Origin of the sequence: Paenibacillus sophorae (genome assembly GCF_018966525.1) — a bacterium.
Taxonomy (GTDB): domain Bacteria; phylum Bacillota; class Bacilli; order Paenibacillales; family Paenibacillaceae; genus Paenibacillus_AQ; species Paenibacillus_AQ sophorae.
The window spans coordinates 977,526-994,596 of the sequence record NZ_CP076607.1 but is presented as its reverse complement, the minus strand read 5'-3'; the positions used below and the strand labels follow the sequence as shown (position 1 = coordinate 994,596).

Annotated in this window: 18 protein-coding genes; 4 read left to right on the top strand and 14 right to left on the bottom strand. The window is 55.5% G+C overall.

Features of this window, described 5'->3' with window-relative positions; all coding sequences use genetic code 11:
• Positions 1 to 144: 144 nt before the first annotated feature.
• The 7 genes from yfcE to KP014_RS04785 all read right to left on the bottom strand — a co-directional run bounded on the left by yfcE (position 145) and on the right by KP014_RS04785 (position 7,908).
• Positions 145 to 690, bottom strand: coding sequence for a phosphodiesterase (gene yfcE / locus KP014_RS04815; protein WP_036602868.1), 546 nt, complete (start codon positions 688 to 690; stop codon positions 145 to 147).
• Positions 691 to 883: 193 nt separating this feature from the next.
• Positions 884 to 2,368, bottom strand: coding sequence for a glutamate synthase subunit beta (locus KP014_RS04810; protein WP_036602871.1), 1,485 nt, complete (start codon positions 2,366 to 2,368; stop codon positions 884 to 886).
• A 393-nt stretch (positions 2,369 to 2,761) separates the two neighbouring features.
• The gene (gene pulA / locus KP014_RS04805) at positions 2,762 to 4,717 is read right to left on the bottom strand and encodes a type I pullulanase (protein ID WP_036602879.1); all 1,956 of its coding nucleotides are present in this window, start codon (positions 4,715 to 4,717) and stop codon (positions 2,762 to 2,764) included.
• A gap of 275 nt (positions 4,718 to 4,992) precedes the next feature.
• Positions 4,993 to 5,598 carry a C39 family peptidase gene (locus KP014_RS04800; RefSeq protein WP_051500562.1) on the bottom strand — a complete coding sequence of 202 codons (606 nt, stop codon included), beginning with the start codon at positions 5,596 to 5,598 and terminating at the stop codon, positions 4,993 to 4,995.
• Complete coding sequence (locus KP014_RS04795) at positions 5,595 to 5,732, bottom strand: hypothetical protein (RefSeq protein WP_175491864.1); 138 nt, start codon at positions 5,730 to 5,732, stop codon at positions 5,595 to 5,597. Before KP014_RS04795 ends, KP014_RS04800 begins: the two co-directional genes overlap by 4 nt.
• A 297-nt stretch (positions 5,733 to 6,029) precedes the next feature.
• Positions 6,030 to 6,950, bottom strand: coding sequence for a glycosyltransferase family 2 protein (locus KP014_RS04790; protein ID WP_175491863.1), 921 nt, complete (start codon positions 6,948 to 6,950; stop codon positions 6,030 to 6,032).
• Between the two features lie 187 nt (positions 6,951 to 7,137).
• A complete protein-coding gene (locus tag KP014_RS04785; RefSeq protein WP_036602716.1) occupies positions 7,138 to 7,908 on the bottom strand; it encodes a YheC/YheD family protein in 771 nt (256 codons plus the stop codon).
• 188 nt (positions 7,909 to 8,096) lie between these two features.
• On the opposite strand from KP014_RS04785, the gene KP014_RS04780 reads away from it, so the two are divergent.
• Both KP014_RS04780 and KP014_RS04775 read left to right on the top strand, forming a co-directional pair.
• Positions 8,097 to 9,203, top strand: coding sequence for a glycosyltransferase family 4 protein (locus tag KP014_RS04780; RefSeq protein WP_090834233.1), 1,107 nt, complete (start codon positions 8,097 to 8,099; stop codon positions 9,201 to 9,203).
• 152 nt (positions 9,204 to 9,355) lie between these two features.
• Complete coding sequence (locus tag KP014_RS04775) at positions 9,356 to 9,682, top strand: P-II family nitrogen regulator (RefSeq protein WP_036591020.1); 327 nt, start codon at positions 9,356 to 9,358, stop codon at positions 9,680 to 9,682.
• Between the two features lie 188 nt (positions 9,683 to 9,870).
• Here KP014_RS04775 and KP014_RS04770 read toward each other — a convergent pair whose 3' ends face one another.
• From KP014_RS04770 to KP014_RS04740, 7 genes are all read right to left on the bottom strand, one after another.
• A complete protein-coding gene (locus KP014_RS04770) occupies positions 9,871 to 11,121 on the bottom strand; it encodes a DUF445 domain-containing protein (RefSeq protein WP_036591026.1) in 1,251 nt (416 codons plus the stop codon).
• 140 nt (positions 11,122 to 11,261) lie between these two features.
• A complete protein-coding gene (locus KP014_RS04765) occupies positions 11,262 to 11,450 on the bottom strand; it encodes a hypothetical protein (RefSeq protein ID WP_216700454.1) in 189 nt (62 codons plus the stop codon).
• A 77-nt stretch (positions 11,451 to 11,527) separates the two neighbouring features.
• Positions 11,528 to 12,076 (bottom strand): 6-phospho-3-hexuloisomerase, encoded by a 549-nt coding sequence (gene hxlB, locus KP014_RS04760; protein WP_036591018.1) that lies wholly within the window; start codon positions 12,074 to 12,076, stop codon positions 11,528 to 11,530.
• 90 nt (positions 12,077 to 12,166) lie between these two features.
• Positions 12,167 to 12,955, bottom strand: coding sequence for an orotidine 5'-phosphate decarboxylase / HUMPS family protein (locus KP014_RS04755; RefSeq protein ID WP_090834232.1), 789 nt, complete (start codon positions 12,953 to 12,955; stop codon positions 12,167 to 12,169).
• Positions 12,952 to 14,253, bottom strand: coding sequence for an MFS transporter (locus KP014_RS04750; RefSeq protein ID WP_090834265.1), 1,302 nt, complete (start codon positions 14,251 to 14,253; stop codon positions 12,952 to 12,954). The genes KP014_RS04755 and KP014_RS04750 overlap by 4 nt, the downstream gene beginning before the upstream one ends.
• A gap of 2 nt (positions 14,254 to 14,255) precedes the next feature.
• Positions 14,256 to 15,215 carry a sugar kinase gene (locus KP014_RS04745; RefSeq protein WP_036591221.1) on the bottom strand — a complete coding sequence of 320 codons (960 nt, stop codon included), beginning with the start codon at positions 15,213 to 15,215 and terminating at the stop codon, positions 14,256 to 14,258.
• Entirely contained in the window at positions 15,215 to 16,072 is an 858-nt protein-coding gene (locus KP014_RS04740; protein ID WP_175491862.1) for a sugar phosphate isomerase/epimerase family protein, read from the bottom strand. Before KP014_RS04740 ends, KP014_RS04745 begins: the two co-directional genes overlap by 1 nt.
• A gap of 362 nt (positions 16,073 to 16,434) precedes the next feature.
• On the opposite strand from KP014_RS04740, the gene KP014_RS04735 reads away from it, so the two are divergent.
• Together KP014_RS04735 and KP014_RS04730 are read left to right on the top strand one after the other, a co-directional pair.
• Complete coding sequence (locus KP014_RS04735) at positions 16,435 to 16,632, top strand: helix-turn-helix transcriptional regulator (protein ID WP_036591223.1); 198 nt, start codon at positions 16,435 to 16,437, stop codon at positions 16,630 to 16,632.
• Positions 16,633 to 16,635: 3 nt separating this feature from the next.
• On the top strand, positions 16,636 to 17,055 hold the full coding sequence (locus tag KP014_RS04730) for a hypothetical protein (RefSeq protein ID WP_036591218.1): 420 nt from the start codon (positions 16,636 to 16,638) through the stop codon (positions 17,053 to 17,055).
• Positions 17,056 to 17,071: the final 16 nt, after the last annotated feature.

Sequence of the window (17,071 nt, the reverse complement as noted above, 5' to 3'; positions counted from 1 at the left end):
ATATTATCAACCCGGGCTCAATTCCGTCCGGACGACTGAAATCCGGCATTTTCCGGCAGACGAATGACCGCCAATCGAAAAAACCGGACGCATGCGCCCGGTCTTCATCCATGCCCGCAGCGGCGGGCGTATTCTTTTTACGAATCAGAATATCTGAATCGACTTCACCGTCTCCCCCGCAAAGCTCTTTACCGTAAACACCCCGCCCTCCAGTACGGCATAGGAATTGGGATTGTTTTCTTTGGGGAGCGAGATGGAGCCGGGGTTAAGCACGTAAATGCCTTCCTTGACGTCGGCCACCGGAACATGGGTATGTCCCTGGATAAAAATATCCCCTTCGCTAAGCTCCGGCAGATTCTCAATGCTGAAGCCATGTCCATGCGTGACGTAAATGCGTCTGCCTTCATACAGAATTTGCGTATAGTCTCCCATCATCGGAAAATCGAGCAGCATTTGGTCTACCTCGGAGTCGCAGTTGCCCCGCACGGCTGTAATATGCGGCTTGATCGCATTGAGTTCCTGCGCCACTCCCTTAGGATCGTAACCATCCGGCAGCGGATTACGGGGACCGTGGTACATGAAATCCCCCAGAATAATGAGACCGTCCGGCTTCTCCTCGGCGTATTTCTCCAGCGCTTTCTTTAACCAGTGCAGCGAACCGTGAATATCGGAAATAAACATCAGCTTCATGCGTTTCCCGCCCTTTCCTGTTTTGGATATGTACTATTATCACGCAAAAAGCCCCACAAAGTGAGGCCTTTCATTGATGTTGGTCAGATATTGTGCCCGGACCCCGAAAATAATACCGGTAAAGGGGGCCGGCTACCAGCCGGACGCCCCGCTGTTGCTATCGCGCTTGCTTCCTGTCTGCAGTTGCCAAGCCTTAAGGCAGATTCGAGGAGCCCATCAGATAACGGTCCACTTCCCGGGCAGCCTGACGGCCTTCGCTGATCGCCCACACGACAAGGCTCTGTCCGCGGCGCATGTCTCCGGCGGCAAAGACGCCATCCACATTCGTTATATGCACTCCGTACTCCGCCTTGATGTTGGAACGCTCGTCGAGCTCCAGACCAAGCTGGCTTGCCACCGTCTCCTCCGGTCCGGTGAAGCCCAGCGCCAGCAGCACGAGCTGCGCCGGAATGACTTCCTCGCTGCCCGGCACTTCTTTTGGCACCATACGGCCGTCTTCGCTGCGTACCCATTCGATACGTACCGTGTGCAGTTCCTTCACATGTCCGTTCTCATCCCCGGCGAACCGCTTCGTCGATACAAGATAGCGGCGCGGATCTTCCTGATACAAAGCCTTCGCTTCCACCTGTCCGTAGTCCACCTTAAGCACCTTTGGGAATTCCGGCCACGGGTTGCTTGGCTGGCGGGTGAGCGGCGCTTGCGGCATGATTTCCAGTTGGATTACGCTCTTGCAGCCATGACGGATGGAGGTCGCCACGCAGTCGGTGCCGGTATCGCCGCCGCCGATGACGACAACATCTTTGCCGGCTGCGGACAGATACTCCCCGTCCTGAAGCTCTGAATCAAGCAGGCTCTTCGTATTCAGGGTAAGAAACTCCATCGCCTGGTAGATGCCGGACAGCTCTCTTCCTTCGATCGGAAGATCCCGGGTCTTCGTCGAACCCGCGCAAAGCACAACCGCATCATACTGTGCCTTCAGTTCCTCGGCCGAAATATCCTTGCCGATTTCCGTTCCGGTTATAAAGTTAACCCCTTCGGCCGCAAGCAGATCAACCCGGCGCTGTACCTTCTTCTTGTCGAGCTTCATATTCGGAATGCCGTAGGTCAGCAGTCCGCCGATCCGGTCGGCCCGTTCATAGACGGTGACCGTGTGGCCCGCTTTGTTAAGCTGCGCCGCGCATGCCATTCCCGCCGGCCCCGATCCGACGACGGCCACGGCCTTGCCGGTGCGTGCAAGCGGAGGCTCAGGCTTGATCCAGCCTTCTTCGAAGCCTTTGTCAACGATAGCTTTCTCGATCGAGCGGATCGTTACGGGCTGCCCGTTCATTCCCACCGTACAAGCGCCTTCGCAAGGAGAAGGACATACACGGCTCGTAAATTCGGGGAAGTTATTAGTCTTCTGCAGCCGCTTCAGGGCTACCTCCCAATTCCCTTTATATACAAGGTCATTCCATTCCGGAATCAGATTATGAAGGGGACAGCCGGAAGCCATGCCCGACAGCAGACGGCCCACATGGCAAAAAGGCGTTCCGCAGTCCATACAGCGCGCACCCTGCTCGCGCAGCTTCTCCTCATCCATCGGTACCGAAAACTCATTCCAGTTCTTAATCCGCTCCAGCGCTTCGCATTCCGAAGGCGTTACACGCTGATATTCCATAAATCCCGTAGATTTACCCATCCCTGTCATCCTCCGTGTCTTCTTGGATTTCCGCCGGGCCGGCCGGCGATGTATTCTAGGGTGCCGCTTACACCAAGGACTTCAGTCCCTTCCGAGCGCCCGTTCGTATGACGCAGTAAAGCAGCAAAGCAGCAGGCCGCATCCGGGCGATTGCCGCCGGCTGTACGGTTGTCCGCCACATTTAAAATTAGAAGTAATAAGTGACTACATAGTACCATCCGCTTTCCGTATCCGAACGTGAGCAATGTCACCTTTTGTTGAAATCGAGAACATCATTTTGCCATTATCACAGAAATTTCAAATTTAAATCAATTTATCTTTAATCGTGGAGGCGCAACCGGGAGACTCTTCACAATAAAAAAGACCCCGAAGGGTCTATAGATCCAAAAACAATCACTGCACCGCCAGCACCGTCATTCCGATGCCCCGGATAATGGCCTGTTCTTTGGTTAGACGGACAATTTGTTCTCCGCCGAGCAGCGGCTGCCATTCTCCCAGCTTCGGAAGCGCCAGCGACATCTCTCCTATCAGCGCTTTATAAACCACGTATAAGTGACTCGCCGAATCTCCTCCAGCGTGATTCCGCAGCGTATAGGCTACCGCTCCGCCAGGGGTCCGCTCAAAGAAAAGACCCCGGCGGATCTCCTCCGCGCTCCGCAGCCGGAACGCCGGATGCTCCTTGCGCAGCGCAATCAATTTCTTCATATATTCAACGTCATCCCGATGGGCGGCACACCGCTGCCAATCGAGCCAATTGATTTCTTCCGGTCCGTTATAGCTGTTCTCAATGCCGTATTTCGTCCGCATGAACTCCTGGCCGGCATGCAGAAACGGAATGCCCTGACTCGTCAGCACCATTGCGGAAGCAAGCAGGTGCATAGCGCGGCGTTCCTCGTCCGTCGCCCCTTCCGTAGACAGCAGCAATTTATCCCACAGCGTATGATTGTCATGGCATTCCACAAAGTTGACGGACTGCTGCGGTTCCTGGGCGAACTGCCAGATCCCCGGCCCGTAAGTGATGCCTCCGGCGATTCCGGCCATGACCCCGTTCTCGGCTCCGGCTCCTCCGCTGATGAAGCCTTTGCGGTTATGCAGAAAAATGCTTCCCTTGACCGCGTCACGGAAGCCGTCGTTAAACTGCCCGAATCTTGGCAGCAAAGCGCTGTTGTGCTGGTTCGCCCGCTGCGAAGGCGCAAGCTCCGTGTCCATCACCCAGCCCTCCCCGATCGTAAGGATGGAAGGGTCCAGCTCATCAAGCCGCCGGCGGATCTCCGTCATGGTGCCGATGTCCATGAGGCCCATCAGATCGAAGCGGAAGCCGTCGATATGGTACTCTTTTGCCCAATACAGCACGGAATCGGCAATATATCGGGACATCATCCTGCGCTCGGTAGCGCAGTCATTGCCGCAGCCCGATCCGTTCGACAGCGTACCGTCCGCTTTATAGCGCAAGTAGTACCCCGGAACAAGCTTGGCCAGATTCATGCGGTAGCTGTCATAAACATGGTTATATACAACGTCCATTATGACCCGCAGGCCGCGGTCATGCAGCGTCTGAACCAGGCACTTAAGCTCTTTTATTCGAACCCCCGGAACGTAAGGATCGGTCGCATAGGAGCCTTCGGGAACATTATAGTTCTTCGGATCGTAACCCCAGTTATAATGCGGCTGATCGAGCTTCGTTTCATCCACGCTTTCGGTCGCGTAATCCGCAATCGGCTGCAGCTGCACATGGGTGACGCCAAGACTGGCGATATGGTCCAGCCCGGTAAGAATCCCCTCCGGTCCGCGTGTGCCGCTCTCGGCAAGGCCGGTAAACTTCCCTTTCTGCCGGATGCCTCCGGCCGGATGAATCGATAAGTCCCGCAGGTGCAGCTCATAGATGACAGCGTCCACGGGATCGTTAAAAGGCGGTTTGTCTTCGGTCCAGCGCAGCGGATCCGTCTTTCGGAGATCGAGAATGGCCCCAAGGTCGCCATTTACGCCGACGGCTCTAGCGTAGGGATCGACCGCTTCGTTCCACTGCTCTTCGATCCATACGCGATACGTATAGAATTTGCCTTCCAGATCGCCCTTAACCGTCAGCATCCAGGTTCCCCCAATATCACGGGTCATCGGCAGAACAGCTGAAGCATCTCCCTGCCAGGAGTCGTACAGTACCAGCTCCGCTTGCTGGGAGGTCGGCGCCCACACCCGGAACGTGGAGCGCTCCGGCGTGTAGCTCACGCCCAAATCGTCGCCCTCGTAACCGGGCAAATCGTCAAAGCCGCCAACATGGACGGGGACACCCCCTACGACCGCAGGATCGCCGTAATCAATCGGCTCACCCTTTCCCCTTTGTACCGACAAATCGATCATGGCTCCTTTATATTCTCACTCTCGGCGATCTGCCTGATCGCGCGCAGAGCAAACGTTTGATTTGTTATCATAACGGATGCGGTCTCTAAAAGGACGGGCACGCCGTTTTTTCCTGTATTCCCCGGGATTATACAATGCGTCCCATCTGGTGTCAAACTGCTAAACTTCCGTTTTTTGTAAACCAACCATCCAGTTTTCTGTAAAATACTGCAAAAATCAGAGCAATTGGTTTAATAGCTTGCCGGATTGCCGCGTAGGGATCGAAGTCATTGCTCCGCCCGAATTAAATCCACCGCCACCATCGTAATCACCTCGCGATTCGCAGCATATTCAATCCGGCGCTCCCGGCTTGCGGTAAACCCTCCGTTCGCCCGTTTCGATCCGTTATCCTGGACAATCAGCCAGAGATTGGGCTCCGTCATCTCATAGCCGGTTCCCACGGTCCAGTGATAGTTGTATGCGTAGTTCCCGAACCAGCGCAGGGAGAACCATTTGTCGAACTTCACCGCCACCGGCCGGCCTGCGTCGATTTCCGCCTTGTACAAGGCGAAATCATTGAAGCTCCGCAGCCGAATCGCGGGTGCATTTCCGAGGGACGTTCGGAGATACGCCTTAATCCCCTTTTCGAAACCGCGCGCGCTCATCCCCCAGCGCCTTCCTCCGTATCTCGCGTACAAATGATTGATATGCTCCGTCTTCGAGCGGAAACGCTCCTTGCCGATAAGGTTCGGCTCCCCCAGCTTCCTGCCCCAGTACTCGGTGATCGCGGCCATCGTGGCGGGCCCGCAGGCGGATGAGGCAAACCTGACACCCTGCGCCCATTGGGTGTACGGCTCCAGATTGAGCTTTTTTCCGGTTACGGTACTCGTCATAAAGCAACAGCATCCAGCCGCCAGAGCCGGACCCTTCCGATCTTTGGTGAAAGAGGAGGCTTGGTGACGAAATCCCGCAGTCCGCACTCGCGGTCTTCTCTACTAATGTATGCCGGCACCGCCAAGCAGTTCATTGAATTAAGACCCCTTTCTGAGCGTAAAGCCGCTGTTGAACGAAGAATTACTGACATTCAAGTATACGGTAACAGGGAGGCAAACATACGAGGGTACATAAAGGCTATTAGGGGAAAAATCTCTGTAATCCGGAATCATTGACAGCTCCTTCGCTGCTTAATAGGTTCATTACAAAACAGAAGCACCCGCAAAGGCTTCTTTCGCCCATGATTCGGGTGCTGTGTGTCTTTCCTAAAAGCCTTGATATAAGTTCGGTACCGCTCCAGCGCAGAGGCCGTGAATCTGGCACCAGGCGATTAGCTTCGGGTCTGCGCTCCTCTGAGCTCCCGTATGCCTCTGAGATAGCCGCTGCTTGCCTCTTTCCGGCGCCGAAGAGCCGTTTCCGCATATAAAAATCCGGCTGTCCACAGCAGCATGGCATAGCGGAAAGGCGTTATGCCGGTTCTGAGCTTCAGCAGCTCATAGTGGTTGATAACCTTGGTATAGGCGACCTGTTCCTCCTTGTCTCTGGAAGCCGGCGATCCGTAATGCACCAGCTTGAGTTCCGGGTTCACAATCATCGGCCCGTGCAGCCCGGCCAGATAGGACAGATACAGGTCCTCGCCAAGGCTGTAGCCGTTCAGCCATTCAACGGGTTCCACATCCCGAAGCGCCGATTTGCGGAAGCACATATTGCATCCGTGCAGGAATTCGGTCCGGAAGATCCGTTTCTGCCGGTTCCACAAATTCATGGAGGAGGCAAATCCGCTGTAAGACAGCTTCCCGGGGGAGAAGCGGCTTCGGCCGCTTACCAGCATGAGCAATCTGCCCTTCAGGGAGCAGGAGAAGCTCTGGTCTACTCCGCCGACGCCGACGGCATCAGGATAGCGTTCAAAAGTCCGCAGAAGTACGGCCAGATAATCCGCTTCCAGCTCTACATCGTCATCCAGGAACAGAAGGGTCTCATACTTGGAGGCATGGGTCGCATAAATCCGTGATTTAAGCAGGCCCGCTTCCTCCCGATTCTTCCGGTGATAGCCCAGTTCCATACCGGAAGGCATTTCCCTCCTGACCTCTTCCAGCCAAGATTCCTGCGTATCGCCGTCGTCAATGATCAGAATTTCAATCTCCGTACCGGCAATATCCCGCTGGCTAAATATCGATTTCAGGCATTTCTGCAAATCCTCATGTCTGTTCCGGGTGCAAATGGCTATCGATAACGTCACCGATCCGTTCAAACTCCCACCCCTTTTTCCAAAAATGAATAATAGACGGACTGTTCTACAGACTGCGTTGCTACTGCTACCTGACGAAATTCGATCTTTTCCACAATTTTTTTGTAATTACCCTTTATTGTGCAGGTTGAAACGCAATATGCAAATTTTCTTGTTTTTTTTCATTTTCAGAAAGAAAAGAGTGCAGGTTCTAACGTTTGGGACGGGTTGTCTGCTGTGCCCGGCGGTAGGCCATAACCTTGCGGTACATGGTTTTATCCGAAAGCTGATTAAAAATGTACGGATCGGGATTGGTGTTGACTTCAATGATCCATGGAGTCAGGGAACGGTCGAGGCCGACATCGACCCCAAGCTGCTTGAACCCCGGGTATTTTTCCTTGTAAAATTGTCCGACATCCTTGCCGAGCTTCCGCAGACGCTTCATGGTTTCAGCCCGAACCGCATCGCTCATATGCGGAGCGAGCAGCTTCTCCACCGAAGTCGGTTTGCCGCCGGCATGGTAGTTCGTAACGATCTTCCCCTCCCCGGCCACTCGGCCGATCAGCCCTGTCGTTTCCCAGACTCCGCTGGGACTGCGCTGAACCATGACACGGATATCAAAGCGCCGGCCCTTGGCTTTCAGCAGGTCGATTCCTTTTTGAATCAAGTAATTGCGGCTTCCCGTCTTCCCTTTAAGTGAGGTATAGAACGCCTCAAAGGTGCCGAAGGTTCTCTGCTTGGTCCCGCTCTGATACCAGTACGCGGCTCCGCTTTTTCCCGATCGGCGTTCTGCCCGTATTACTCCGTTTCCGTAAGTGCCCACCTCCGGCTTGATATACACCATTCCGTATTTGTCCAGCATTCTCTTGGCATTCTCGCGAGTCAGTCTTACCGTCTCTGGAATCAGTGCCGAAATTTCCGGACTGCGGAGCAGCACCTTCGTCTTGATCCATTTGCTTGTCAGCGTCGATTTTGCTTTCATCCTTCCATTCCACACTCCCGTTCACTAAGTTCCTGTCGAAGCATGATTATACAAGGTAAACTATGCTTCGGCAGAAGCTTTCGCATTGGATAGACGCCGCTCTCCGGCAAAGAAAGTGTCTACCGGCGAGACATGAGCATATAGTGCAAGGAAGAAGAAAATCCGCTGCTTGGGAAAGGGGCCTAACGATGAACATCTGCATGATAGCGCCGGGACGGTTTCCGCTTCCGGGCAGCGGTTCCGTGGAAATCTGTATCTGGGAGACAGCCAGGCTGCTTGCCCGCCGACATAACGTCACCGTAATCAGCCGGAGAATGCCGGGACTTCCCGGGCTGGAAGAGCGCGAAGGAGTCAGGCTGATCCGCCTGCCTGCTGATACTCCCGGCGTCTACCTTGCCGGGGCGCTGAAGGCCCTCCGGGAGGAGCCGTATGAGCTTATTCAGGTAGACAACCGTCCGCATTTGGCGGCCGCCGTGAAGCGGACCTCCCCTCACATTCCGGTCGTGTTGTTCCTGCACTCCCTCACCTTTGTGCCCAGGGACCCGAAGGTCGCCATGAGCCTTGGCCTCGCCGATCTTATTGCCGTCAACAGCCAGTCGCTGCACGGCCGGCTGGACCGCCGATTCGCTGCTGCCCGCCTCCCGATTGAAGTTGTACCGCTGGGCGCCGACCTGTCCCGGTTCACGCCGCTTCCGGAGGATCAGCGGCAGCTGCTCCGCCGGGAATACCGGCTGCCCCGCCGCTTTACGGTTCTTTTTGTCGGCCGGCTCATCCCCCGCAAAGGCCTGCACGTCCTGATGCGGGCGGCGGCTATGCTGGAAAGACGCTTGCCCGTGCATCTCATAATCGCCGGCACGGGGAAACCAGCCTATATGCGGAAGCTCAAGCAGCTCGCCCGGCGTTTGCGCCTGTCCGTTTCCTTCATCGGAGGCGTTCCGCACGAGGAAATTCACCGAATTTACCAGATTGCGGACTGTCTGGTCTGCCCTTCACAGCGGCATGAATCTTTCGGGCTGGTCAATGTGGAAGCCATGGCCGCCGGACTGCCGGTCATCGCATCCAACAACGGCGGTATCCGCGAAATCATATCATCCGGCCGCAACGGCTTCCTTGTGGACCACTACCGGGAGTCCGCTTCTTTCGCCCGAATGATGCTGCCGCTTGCCCGCAGCCCGAAATGGGCCGCCGCCATCGGAACGCAAGGGCGACGGGACGCGCTTCAGACTTTCGACTGGGCGCAAACGGCGAATCGTTTGGAGCTTCTGTACTCCGGACTCTGTCAGCGCCGGAAATGAAATTAAATATTATGCAATGACAATATTCACTTTTGCACATCGGCTTCCGTTGTATAATGACGATGTAAGCGTTGCCATACCGAAATAAACATCTCATCTCCTATGTCGGCAACACCCTGCATATCTTTTGTCCGTGGAAAGGGTGGATTGTTATGTTGATGCTTGAAATTATCGTAAGACCGGAGAAAGTCGATGATGTGATGGCGGAATTGCTGCTCGCAGGTTTTCCTTCCATCAGTAAAATGGATATATTGGGACGCGGTAAGCAAAAAGGAATTCAAGTCGGCACGAACCACTACAACCAGATTTCGAAAAAGATGCTGATGATGGTCATTCCTGAGGATGACAAGGAGGAAGTCATCGACATTGTGAAGCGGACGGCAAGAACCGGCGAACACGGCTCTTTCGGGGACGGCAAAATTTTCGTACTCCCCGTCCTGGAAGCGTATACAATCAGTAACGGCAAAAAAGAATTGTAATTAGCTGCGAGTCAGCGGCGGAACCCCCCCTTATGGCAGGAACCCCGAACCCCAAATCCTGCCATGACCGTACGGATGTGTCGGCTGTATTTTACTTAAGAGAGACAGACTTAAAGAGAAAGGGCAAGGCTCCGGATGCTTACAAAAAGCTCCGGCAGCCTTGCCCTTTGAACATTAGCGCATCCCGTTTAAGTTAACGGGATCCATTGGATTAGGGTAAGCGCCAGACCGACCACGAACCCGCACACCGCGCCGTTGACGCGAATCCATTGCAGGTCCTTCCCGACCTTCTGCTCCAGCATGGCGACCAGGCTGGCATCGTCCATTTTGTCGAGATTTTCCTTCACCAGCACGCCGATCCGATAATGGTTCGCCTCCGCAAATGCGATAAGGGAGGAACGGATTTTGCTCTCCCATTCCGAGATCCATTCCTTCTCCCCGGCGATGCGGCGGGCAAGCAGCGCATAAGCGGCGAACAGCCCCCTGCCCCCGCGGAAGCGGTCTTCTTCCAGTAGAGCGAGTACCCTGCCGCGAATCTCCTCAAGCCGGGCCAGCAGAAAGGCTCCCGCCTCCTGGCCCTCAAGTTCGGCCGCAGCCCAGTCCGCCAGAGCTTTCATCCGCTCTTCGTCGTTCACCAGTTGGAACAGGGCGACGCGGACCTCCCGGATGATGTCCTCACGGTAGACGTTGTCCTCATCCTGAATATCGCGGATGGCAGACCGCAGCATGTTCTGCAGCAGTTCGCCCAGCATCTCTTCATCGACGAAGCCGACAAACGCCTGAAAAGCCACTCCCTTCAGTCCACCCAGCTTTACTTCGGCAAGCTTGGAGGACGCGAGCTGGCCGAGCATGGCCTTCGTCTCCGGACGGCTGATCCAGACCTCAGCCTGCCCGAGACCGTAATCAAGGGCTTCCTTATCCCTACCGTCATGCAGGAGCCTCGTAACGACTGTATCGGCGGTCTTCTTGAGGTCCGCGTTCCGGACATAACCCGCGAGCGCCGACTGAAGATACGGCAGCGCCTTTTCCGCCGGAATCTGGCTCACAAGGACGCTCAGGCGGGCCAGGATTTCCATTCTCGTCTGCTTACGGCTGAAGAACTTTGTAAGCATCGAGGACCCCAGCGAGATGAACTTGATTCCGCGCAGCTTGTTCTCGATGCTCTCCTTGTTCAGCAGTTCGTTCTCCATTGCCGAAATCAGGGACCCTACGATCTTATTCCGGTTCTTCAGCAGCAGGGAAGTATGCGGAATAGGAAGGCCCAGCGGATGGCGGAACAGCGCCGTAACCGCAAACCAGTCGGCAATGCCGCCGACCAGTCCGGCCTCAAAGCCGCCCCGGAGCAGCTTTACAGCCGTATTCTCAGGCAAAAACAGCGTCAGCAGAAAGCCGCACGCCATAACTACAAGTGAGATTGTAGCCAAGTTTCTGGATTTCATATCAAATAATGCCTCCCACGTTCTGTCGACAAGCCTAAACACTAAAAAATATTGTACCACGAATAATCCCCGTTTCGGAAATTCACGCTCCCGGAAAAAAAATCCGACCAAGACCAGACGCAGACTGCGCCAGTCCATCCCTAGGCCAATAAGCCGGCTGCCGGCTGGGCCGGACCGGACAGGGGCTTATCTGGCTCAAAATTCGGCCTCACTGAACAGGGAGCCTTTTCCCCATTCGTTATTTCCCCAGACGGATTCTCCAGAGCGGCAATCGAATCGTGTTCGGGCTTCGGGAGCGATTTCTTGCGGATGGTCATTCCTATATTCATGAATAAAAAAAAGCAGCCCCCTGCCGCCAAGGGCCCAGGGGACTGCCAAAATTTTATAACTGCGGGGGAACCACTTGCTATTCTACATTGCTGTGCAGCTTGTATGCCGCGGCATGATCGACGCCCTTCAGCTCTGCATAGCTCAAGCAGACGCTGTCCAGCACGAAATGAACGCACTGGTCGAACAGGGAGCCGAGCGGCTGCACGCTTTGGCGTTCTCCCTCGCGGCGGTTCTTCGTCGCCGCCGGGATTGTCAAGAGCCGGGAAGCGCACTTGCCCAGCGGTGAACCGCCGTCCGTCGTCAGGGCGATCACGAACGCGCCCAGTTCCCGGGCCTTCTGCGCCGTCCATACGACACCGTGAGTCGTTCCCGATCCGGATACGGTCACCAGGATGTCGTCATGGGAAATGGATGGAGTAATCGTCTCGCCGATGACGTACACGGTCGCTCCTAAATGCATCATCCGCATGGCGAATGATTTCGCTACAAGGCCCGACCTTCCCTCTCCGACGACAAAAATCCGCTTTCCTCCTGCCAGCAGCACAGCCGTTTCCGTCACATCCGCTTCATCCACACGTTCCAGCACTTCCCTTGCTTCCGAGAGAATTTCCTTCAGCTTGCTCATCTTGGCGGTCACTCCTTATCTGCTTATGAATAGGCTGAATCTGCTTCCTGTCCCGGATATGCTCCCTGCATTCGATTCATAATGAACTTTTCAGCTCGAACTGCTGCCCTGGCGGCTCTCTCCGCTATATTCCCGAATACGCTCCTTGAACTCGCGGGCCGCCTGCGCCGGATCAGACGCTTTCGTAATCGCCGAGCCGACGATAATGACCTCCGGCTTCAGCGACAGCAGGCCTGGCAGCGACTCCAGCGTAATTCCGCCTGCGGCCGCAAGCCTTAGGCCTTCCGCGCCTTCAGCGCCGGGACCGCCGGATGCTCCTTCGCCGCCGCCATCACGGCCACCGGCAGCCTCATGCGCTTCGGTGAAGCCTCCGCTTTGGCCTCCGGCAGCGCCTTGCGCCCCAGGATCGCTTCGATGCCCGGCGTCTGCGCCGCCAGCGCCTCCCAGCCGGAGGCCGCCGCCTTCCTGCTGGTCCTTGCTGACATGCAGGCAGTGGATCGCTCCGGGATACAGCGCCAGCTCCCGCTGCTGCTCCGGCGAAGTATGAAGCAGGTCGATCATGACCTGCTTCTCCATCCGCAGCGCCGTCTCCGCGCACAGCCCCACGGTGACCGGCGGAGCGGCGCCCATTACGGTCGCCACATCCGCCCCCGCCTTGAAGCACAGCTCGAATTCGTACTTGGCGTTATCGAAGGTTTTCATGTCCGCCACAATGATTTTATGCGGAAATTCACGCTTCAGCGCTTCCACGGAAGCCATGCCGAATTCCTTGATCAGCGAGGTGCCCACCTCGATCCAATCGATATAGGGCTCCGTGCGCCGGACCATATCCTCTGCTTCCTCAATGCTCATGCGGTCTAGCGCCAATTGGATCTTCACCGCGCGGACACCCCCAGCTTCGGTTCAGGCTGCTGCTCGGACGCTTTGCGGGATTTGCCGACCGTCATCGTCAGAATCGCCGACAACAGCAGCGAACCGGCCATGAAGATGTAGGAAGCGCCGAAGCCGCCGGTGGAGCCGTTTAGGTAGCCGACGATATACGAGCCGGCAAAAGAACCGAGCGCGCCCATGCTGTTGACCAGCGCGATCGCGCCGCCCGCCACGTTGCGGGGCAGAATTTCCGGCATGATGGCGAAGAACGGTCCATATGGAGCGTACATCGCTCCGCCGGCGATCACGAGCAGGACAAAGGAAATCCAGAAGTGATCCGCGCCCAGCAGGTACGAGGCGTAGAAGGCAACGGCACCGACCAGCAGGAACGGCCACACGAAGGCTTTACGTTTCAGCGTCTTGTCGGAGAAATAGGAAGCCGTCAGCATGCCGATAACCGCCAGCACGTAAGGAACGGAAGTCAGCCAGCCGGTCGTAACCATATTCATGTCGGGAGCGGCCTTGATAATGGAGGGCAGCCACATCACGAATCCGTACACGCCGATGCTCCAGAAGAAATACTGCAGGCAGAGCTTGATGACAAGCGGCGATTTGAACGCTTCGCCGTAATTTTTTACAGGCTTGAGCCCTTTTTGTTCTTCCTGAAGAGCGCTCTCCAGCGCCGACTTCTCTTCATTGTTCAGCCATTTGGCCTCGGACGGCTTGTCGCTCACCAGCTTCCACCAGAAGAATGCCCAGATGATCGGCGGCAGCCCTTCGATAATGAACATCCATCTCCAACCGACGGAGGATACGAGATAACCGGAAATGATCGACATCCACAGCACGGTTACGGGATTGCCGAGGATCAGGAACGTGTTGGCGCGCGAGCGCTCTTTTTTCGTAAACCAGTGGCTTAGGAAGACCAGCATCGCCGGCATAACCGCACTCTCGACAACGCCGAGACAGAACCGGATGACGATTAAGAAATGGACGTTGTGGACAACGCCGGTAGCCGCAGCCAGCAAGCCCCACAGAATGAGGGACCAGAAGACGAGCTTCTTGGCGCTCTTGTTCTCGGCGTAATGCGCGCCCGGCACCTGAAAGAAGAAATAGCCGAGGAAAAAGAGCGCGCCCAGCAGCGAAGACATTGAGGCCGTAATCTGCAAATCCTTGGCCATGCCGGCCGCCGCGCCGAAGCTGTAGTTCGCCCGGTCGAGATAAGCCAGACTGTACGTAATGAATACGATAGGCATGAGCCGCAGCCAGCGCGCGGCGACGAAGCCGCCGCTTTTCTTGTTATTCATCATTATTTCACTCCCGTAAGTTGATATTGGAGATAGGTTTCAAGTTCGGACTTTGTCGGATAGCCGTCATGATCGCCCTCCGACTGCACGGCCAGCGCGCCAATCGCATTCCCCCGCTGCACCGCCTGTGAAACCGTAAGACCTTCCAGCATACCGCTGACGAGTCCGACGGCAAAGCCGTCTCCGGCGCCTACCGTGTCCACGACCTTTTCCACCTTGAAGCCCTGTACCGTACCTTCGTCCGTCTGCGTGTGGAAGTACGCGCCCTCCGGCCCCAGCTTGACGACAACGAGCGAGACGCCCTTGTTCAGATAAAATTCGGCGATTGCGCGCGGGTCCCTGGAACCTGTCAAAATCTCGCCTTCTTCTACTCCCGGCAGCACCCAGTTGGCGCGGCAGGCCAGGTCGTTGATGACTGATACCATCTCTTCACGGGAGGACCAGAGCGAAGGCCGCAAATTCGGATCGAAGGAAATGCTGCGTCCCGCGGCCTTCATTGCGTCCAGCGCAGCATAAGCGAATTCGCGGGTCTCTTTCGTCAGCGCTGCAGGGATGCCGGTCATGTGCAGATGACGGAAGCCCGTCAAGTAACCGGCGTCGACGTTGGCGCTCGAGAGCGTGCTTGCCGCCGAATTTTTGCGGAAATACTGCACCTGCGGATCGCCTTCAAGCACCTTCGACTTGAGCTGAAAGCCGGTTGGATGCCGGGAATCGCTCGTTACGCCGGAGATGTCGATATTCTCTCTGTCCAGATACTCACGGATATATTCACCGAATACGTCGTCACCCAATCGGCTGACCCATCCTGCCGAAAGTCCCAGCCGGGCGAAGCCGACTGCCGTATTCACTTCCGCTCCGGCCAGGCGCCGGCTGAACATGTCAATGTCCTTCAAGGCCCCTGGTTGCTCGGCAACGAACATGACCATTGCTTCTCCAAAAGTGACTACATCCTTCAGGCTCATTACGCAATCCCCTTTCCGATTTCTGCGGCGACTTCTGCGGTTCCTGCCCCTGTCGTCTTAAGACAGCCTCCGCGCAGCATCTCGATATATCCTTCAAGGCATCCCTCCTCCGGAAGCCCGAACTCGATTGCGCGGGGCACATCGCCCGGCAGCAGCCCAAGCAGCTTCCGCCACAAGGCATCCTTTTCCTGCGGAAGCGGCAGAGTAACCCATACTCCGTCCGAACGGATAACATGCTTGCAGTGAATATAGGCCACATAAGGAGCGAAGGTTACCGCCGCCTTTAGCGGGTCTTCTCCGCTGTACAGCCAGTTGCCCGTATCGAACGTCATCTTCACACCGCCAAGCCCGCAGCGCTCCACCGCCTGGAAAAACGCTTTCAAGTTTTCGGCTCTGCCTCCGTAAGAAGTCTGATCGTTCTCGATCAGCAGCGTCAGCTCTCCTGCTGTCTCTCGGTACTGCCGAAGCAGCCGCTCAAGCTGGCCGAGCTGTTCATGTTCGGCGCCTCTCAGCTCATCCTCCGATGCAAATCCTGGAATCCCCGCATAATACCCGAGCGACACTTTCAGCATTTCAGGCCTCAATACCGCCGCTTCCGCAAGAATGTGCGACAGCACTTCTTCATTAAGTCTCCCCTCCGGATTCCACAGCTCCATCGGAACGGAGTATACGCAGCGCAGGCCGCTTCGCAGAATCGCCTCGCGGCACTCGGCAAGCGGAAGAGCCCCGGACGGAAACAGCTCGCGCCGAATCTCAATGCCGTCCGCTCCCCCGGAGCGTATAGGCTCCGCCAGGCCGTACTGCGTTCCGCAAACGCTTCCAAAAACGGAAGTTGGAACAAAAACCACATTCATCATAACGCCCTCCTTAACGCAAAATGTAGACCCTGTATACCGGATTATGCTGCATCTGACCATCGGGCCGTGCCTAAGTGTGACCATCGATTCTGCTGTATCTTACCGTCGATTATTGTCGCCTGTAAATCGGTTTAGTAAATCGGTTTACTGCTATGACCAAATTATAATTCAGCCTTATCTTCTTTGCAAGCCCTTTCTTTAAAGCGCTATCATTTTTTTTGTTTACATCCATTCGCCAACTGCATGGTATCACGATTCTGTATATAGAATGCCTGTTATGGAAAGTAGACTTTACATTTTTTGGCTGCGGGTGTTATATTGAAAATGTAAAGCTTACTTTCCATTTGAACAGAGGTGTGGTGTTGAAAAACCGTCTGGAGGAAATCCGAAAACAGCACGGAATCAAGCAGGAGGAATTGGCCGAGGCTTTGGCGGTTTCCAGGCAGACAATCGGGTCGCTGGAGAACGGGCGCTACAATCCCTCGATTATTTTGGCGTTCAAGATCGCCCGCTATTTCAAAATGCAGATTGAAGAGATTTTTATCTATGAGGAGGAATAACTTGTGAAAAAAAGCTCTGCTGCGCGCAATGTTATTTTACTGGTGATAGGGATTCTGCTGTTGGCTTCCGGTCTATTGGAAGTGGGAGACATGGCCAGGAACGTATCCGGTCTGTGCATAGGTGTAGGCTCAGGGCTAATCGGCATGAGCATTGCCAACCTAATCATGATCCGCTATTATGCCAAGCATCCGGCTTTCAAAAGACAGCAAGAAATTGAAGCGGGGGACGAACGGAGCATCGCCATCAACAACCTGTCGAAGGCCAAGGCGTTTGATGTAACGATCAATGCCATGATGCTGATTCCCTTTGTGCTGATCCTTGCGGATTCGCCCCTCTGGCTCACGCTTGCCGTAGTGGCGTTCTATGTATTCTCTTACAGCATCCGTTACTATTACATCGTCAAATACAGCAAGGTTATGTAAAATCCACCAAATTATA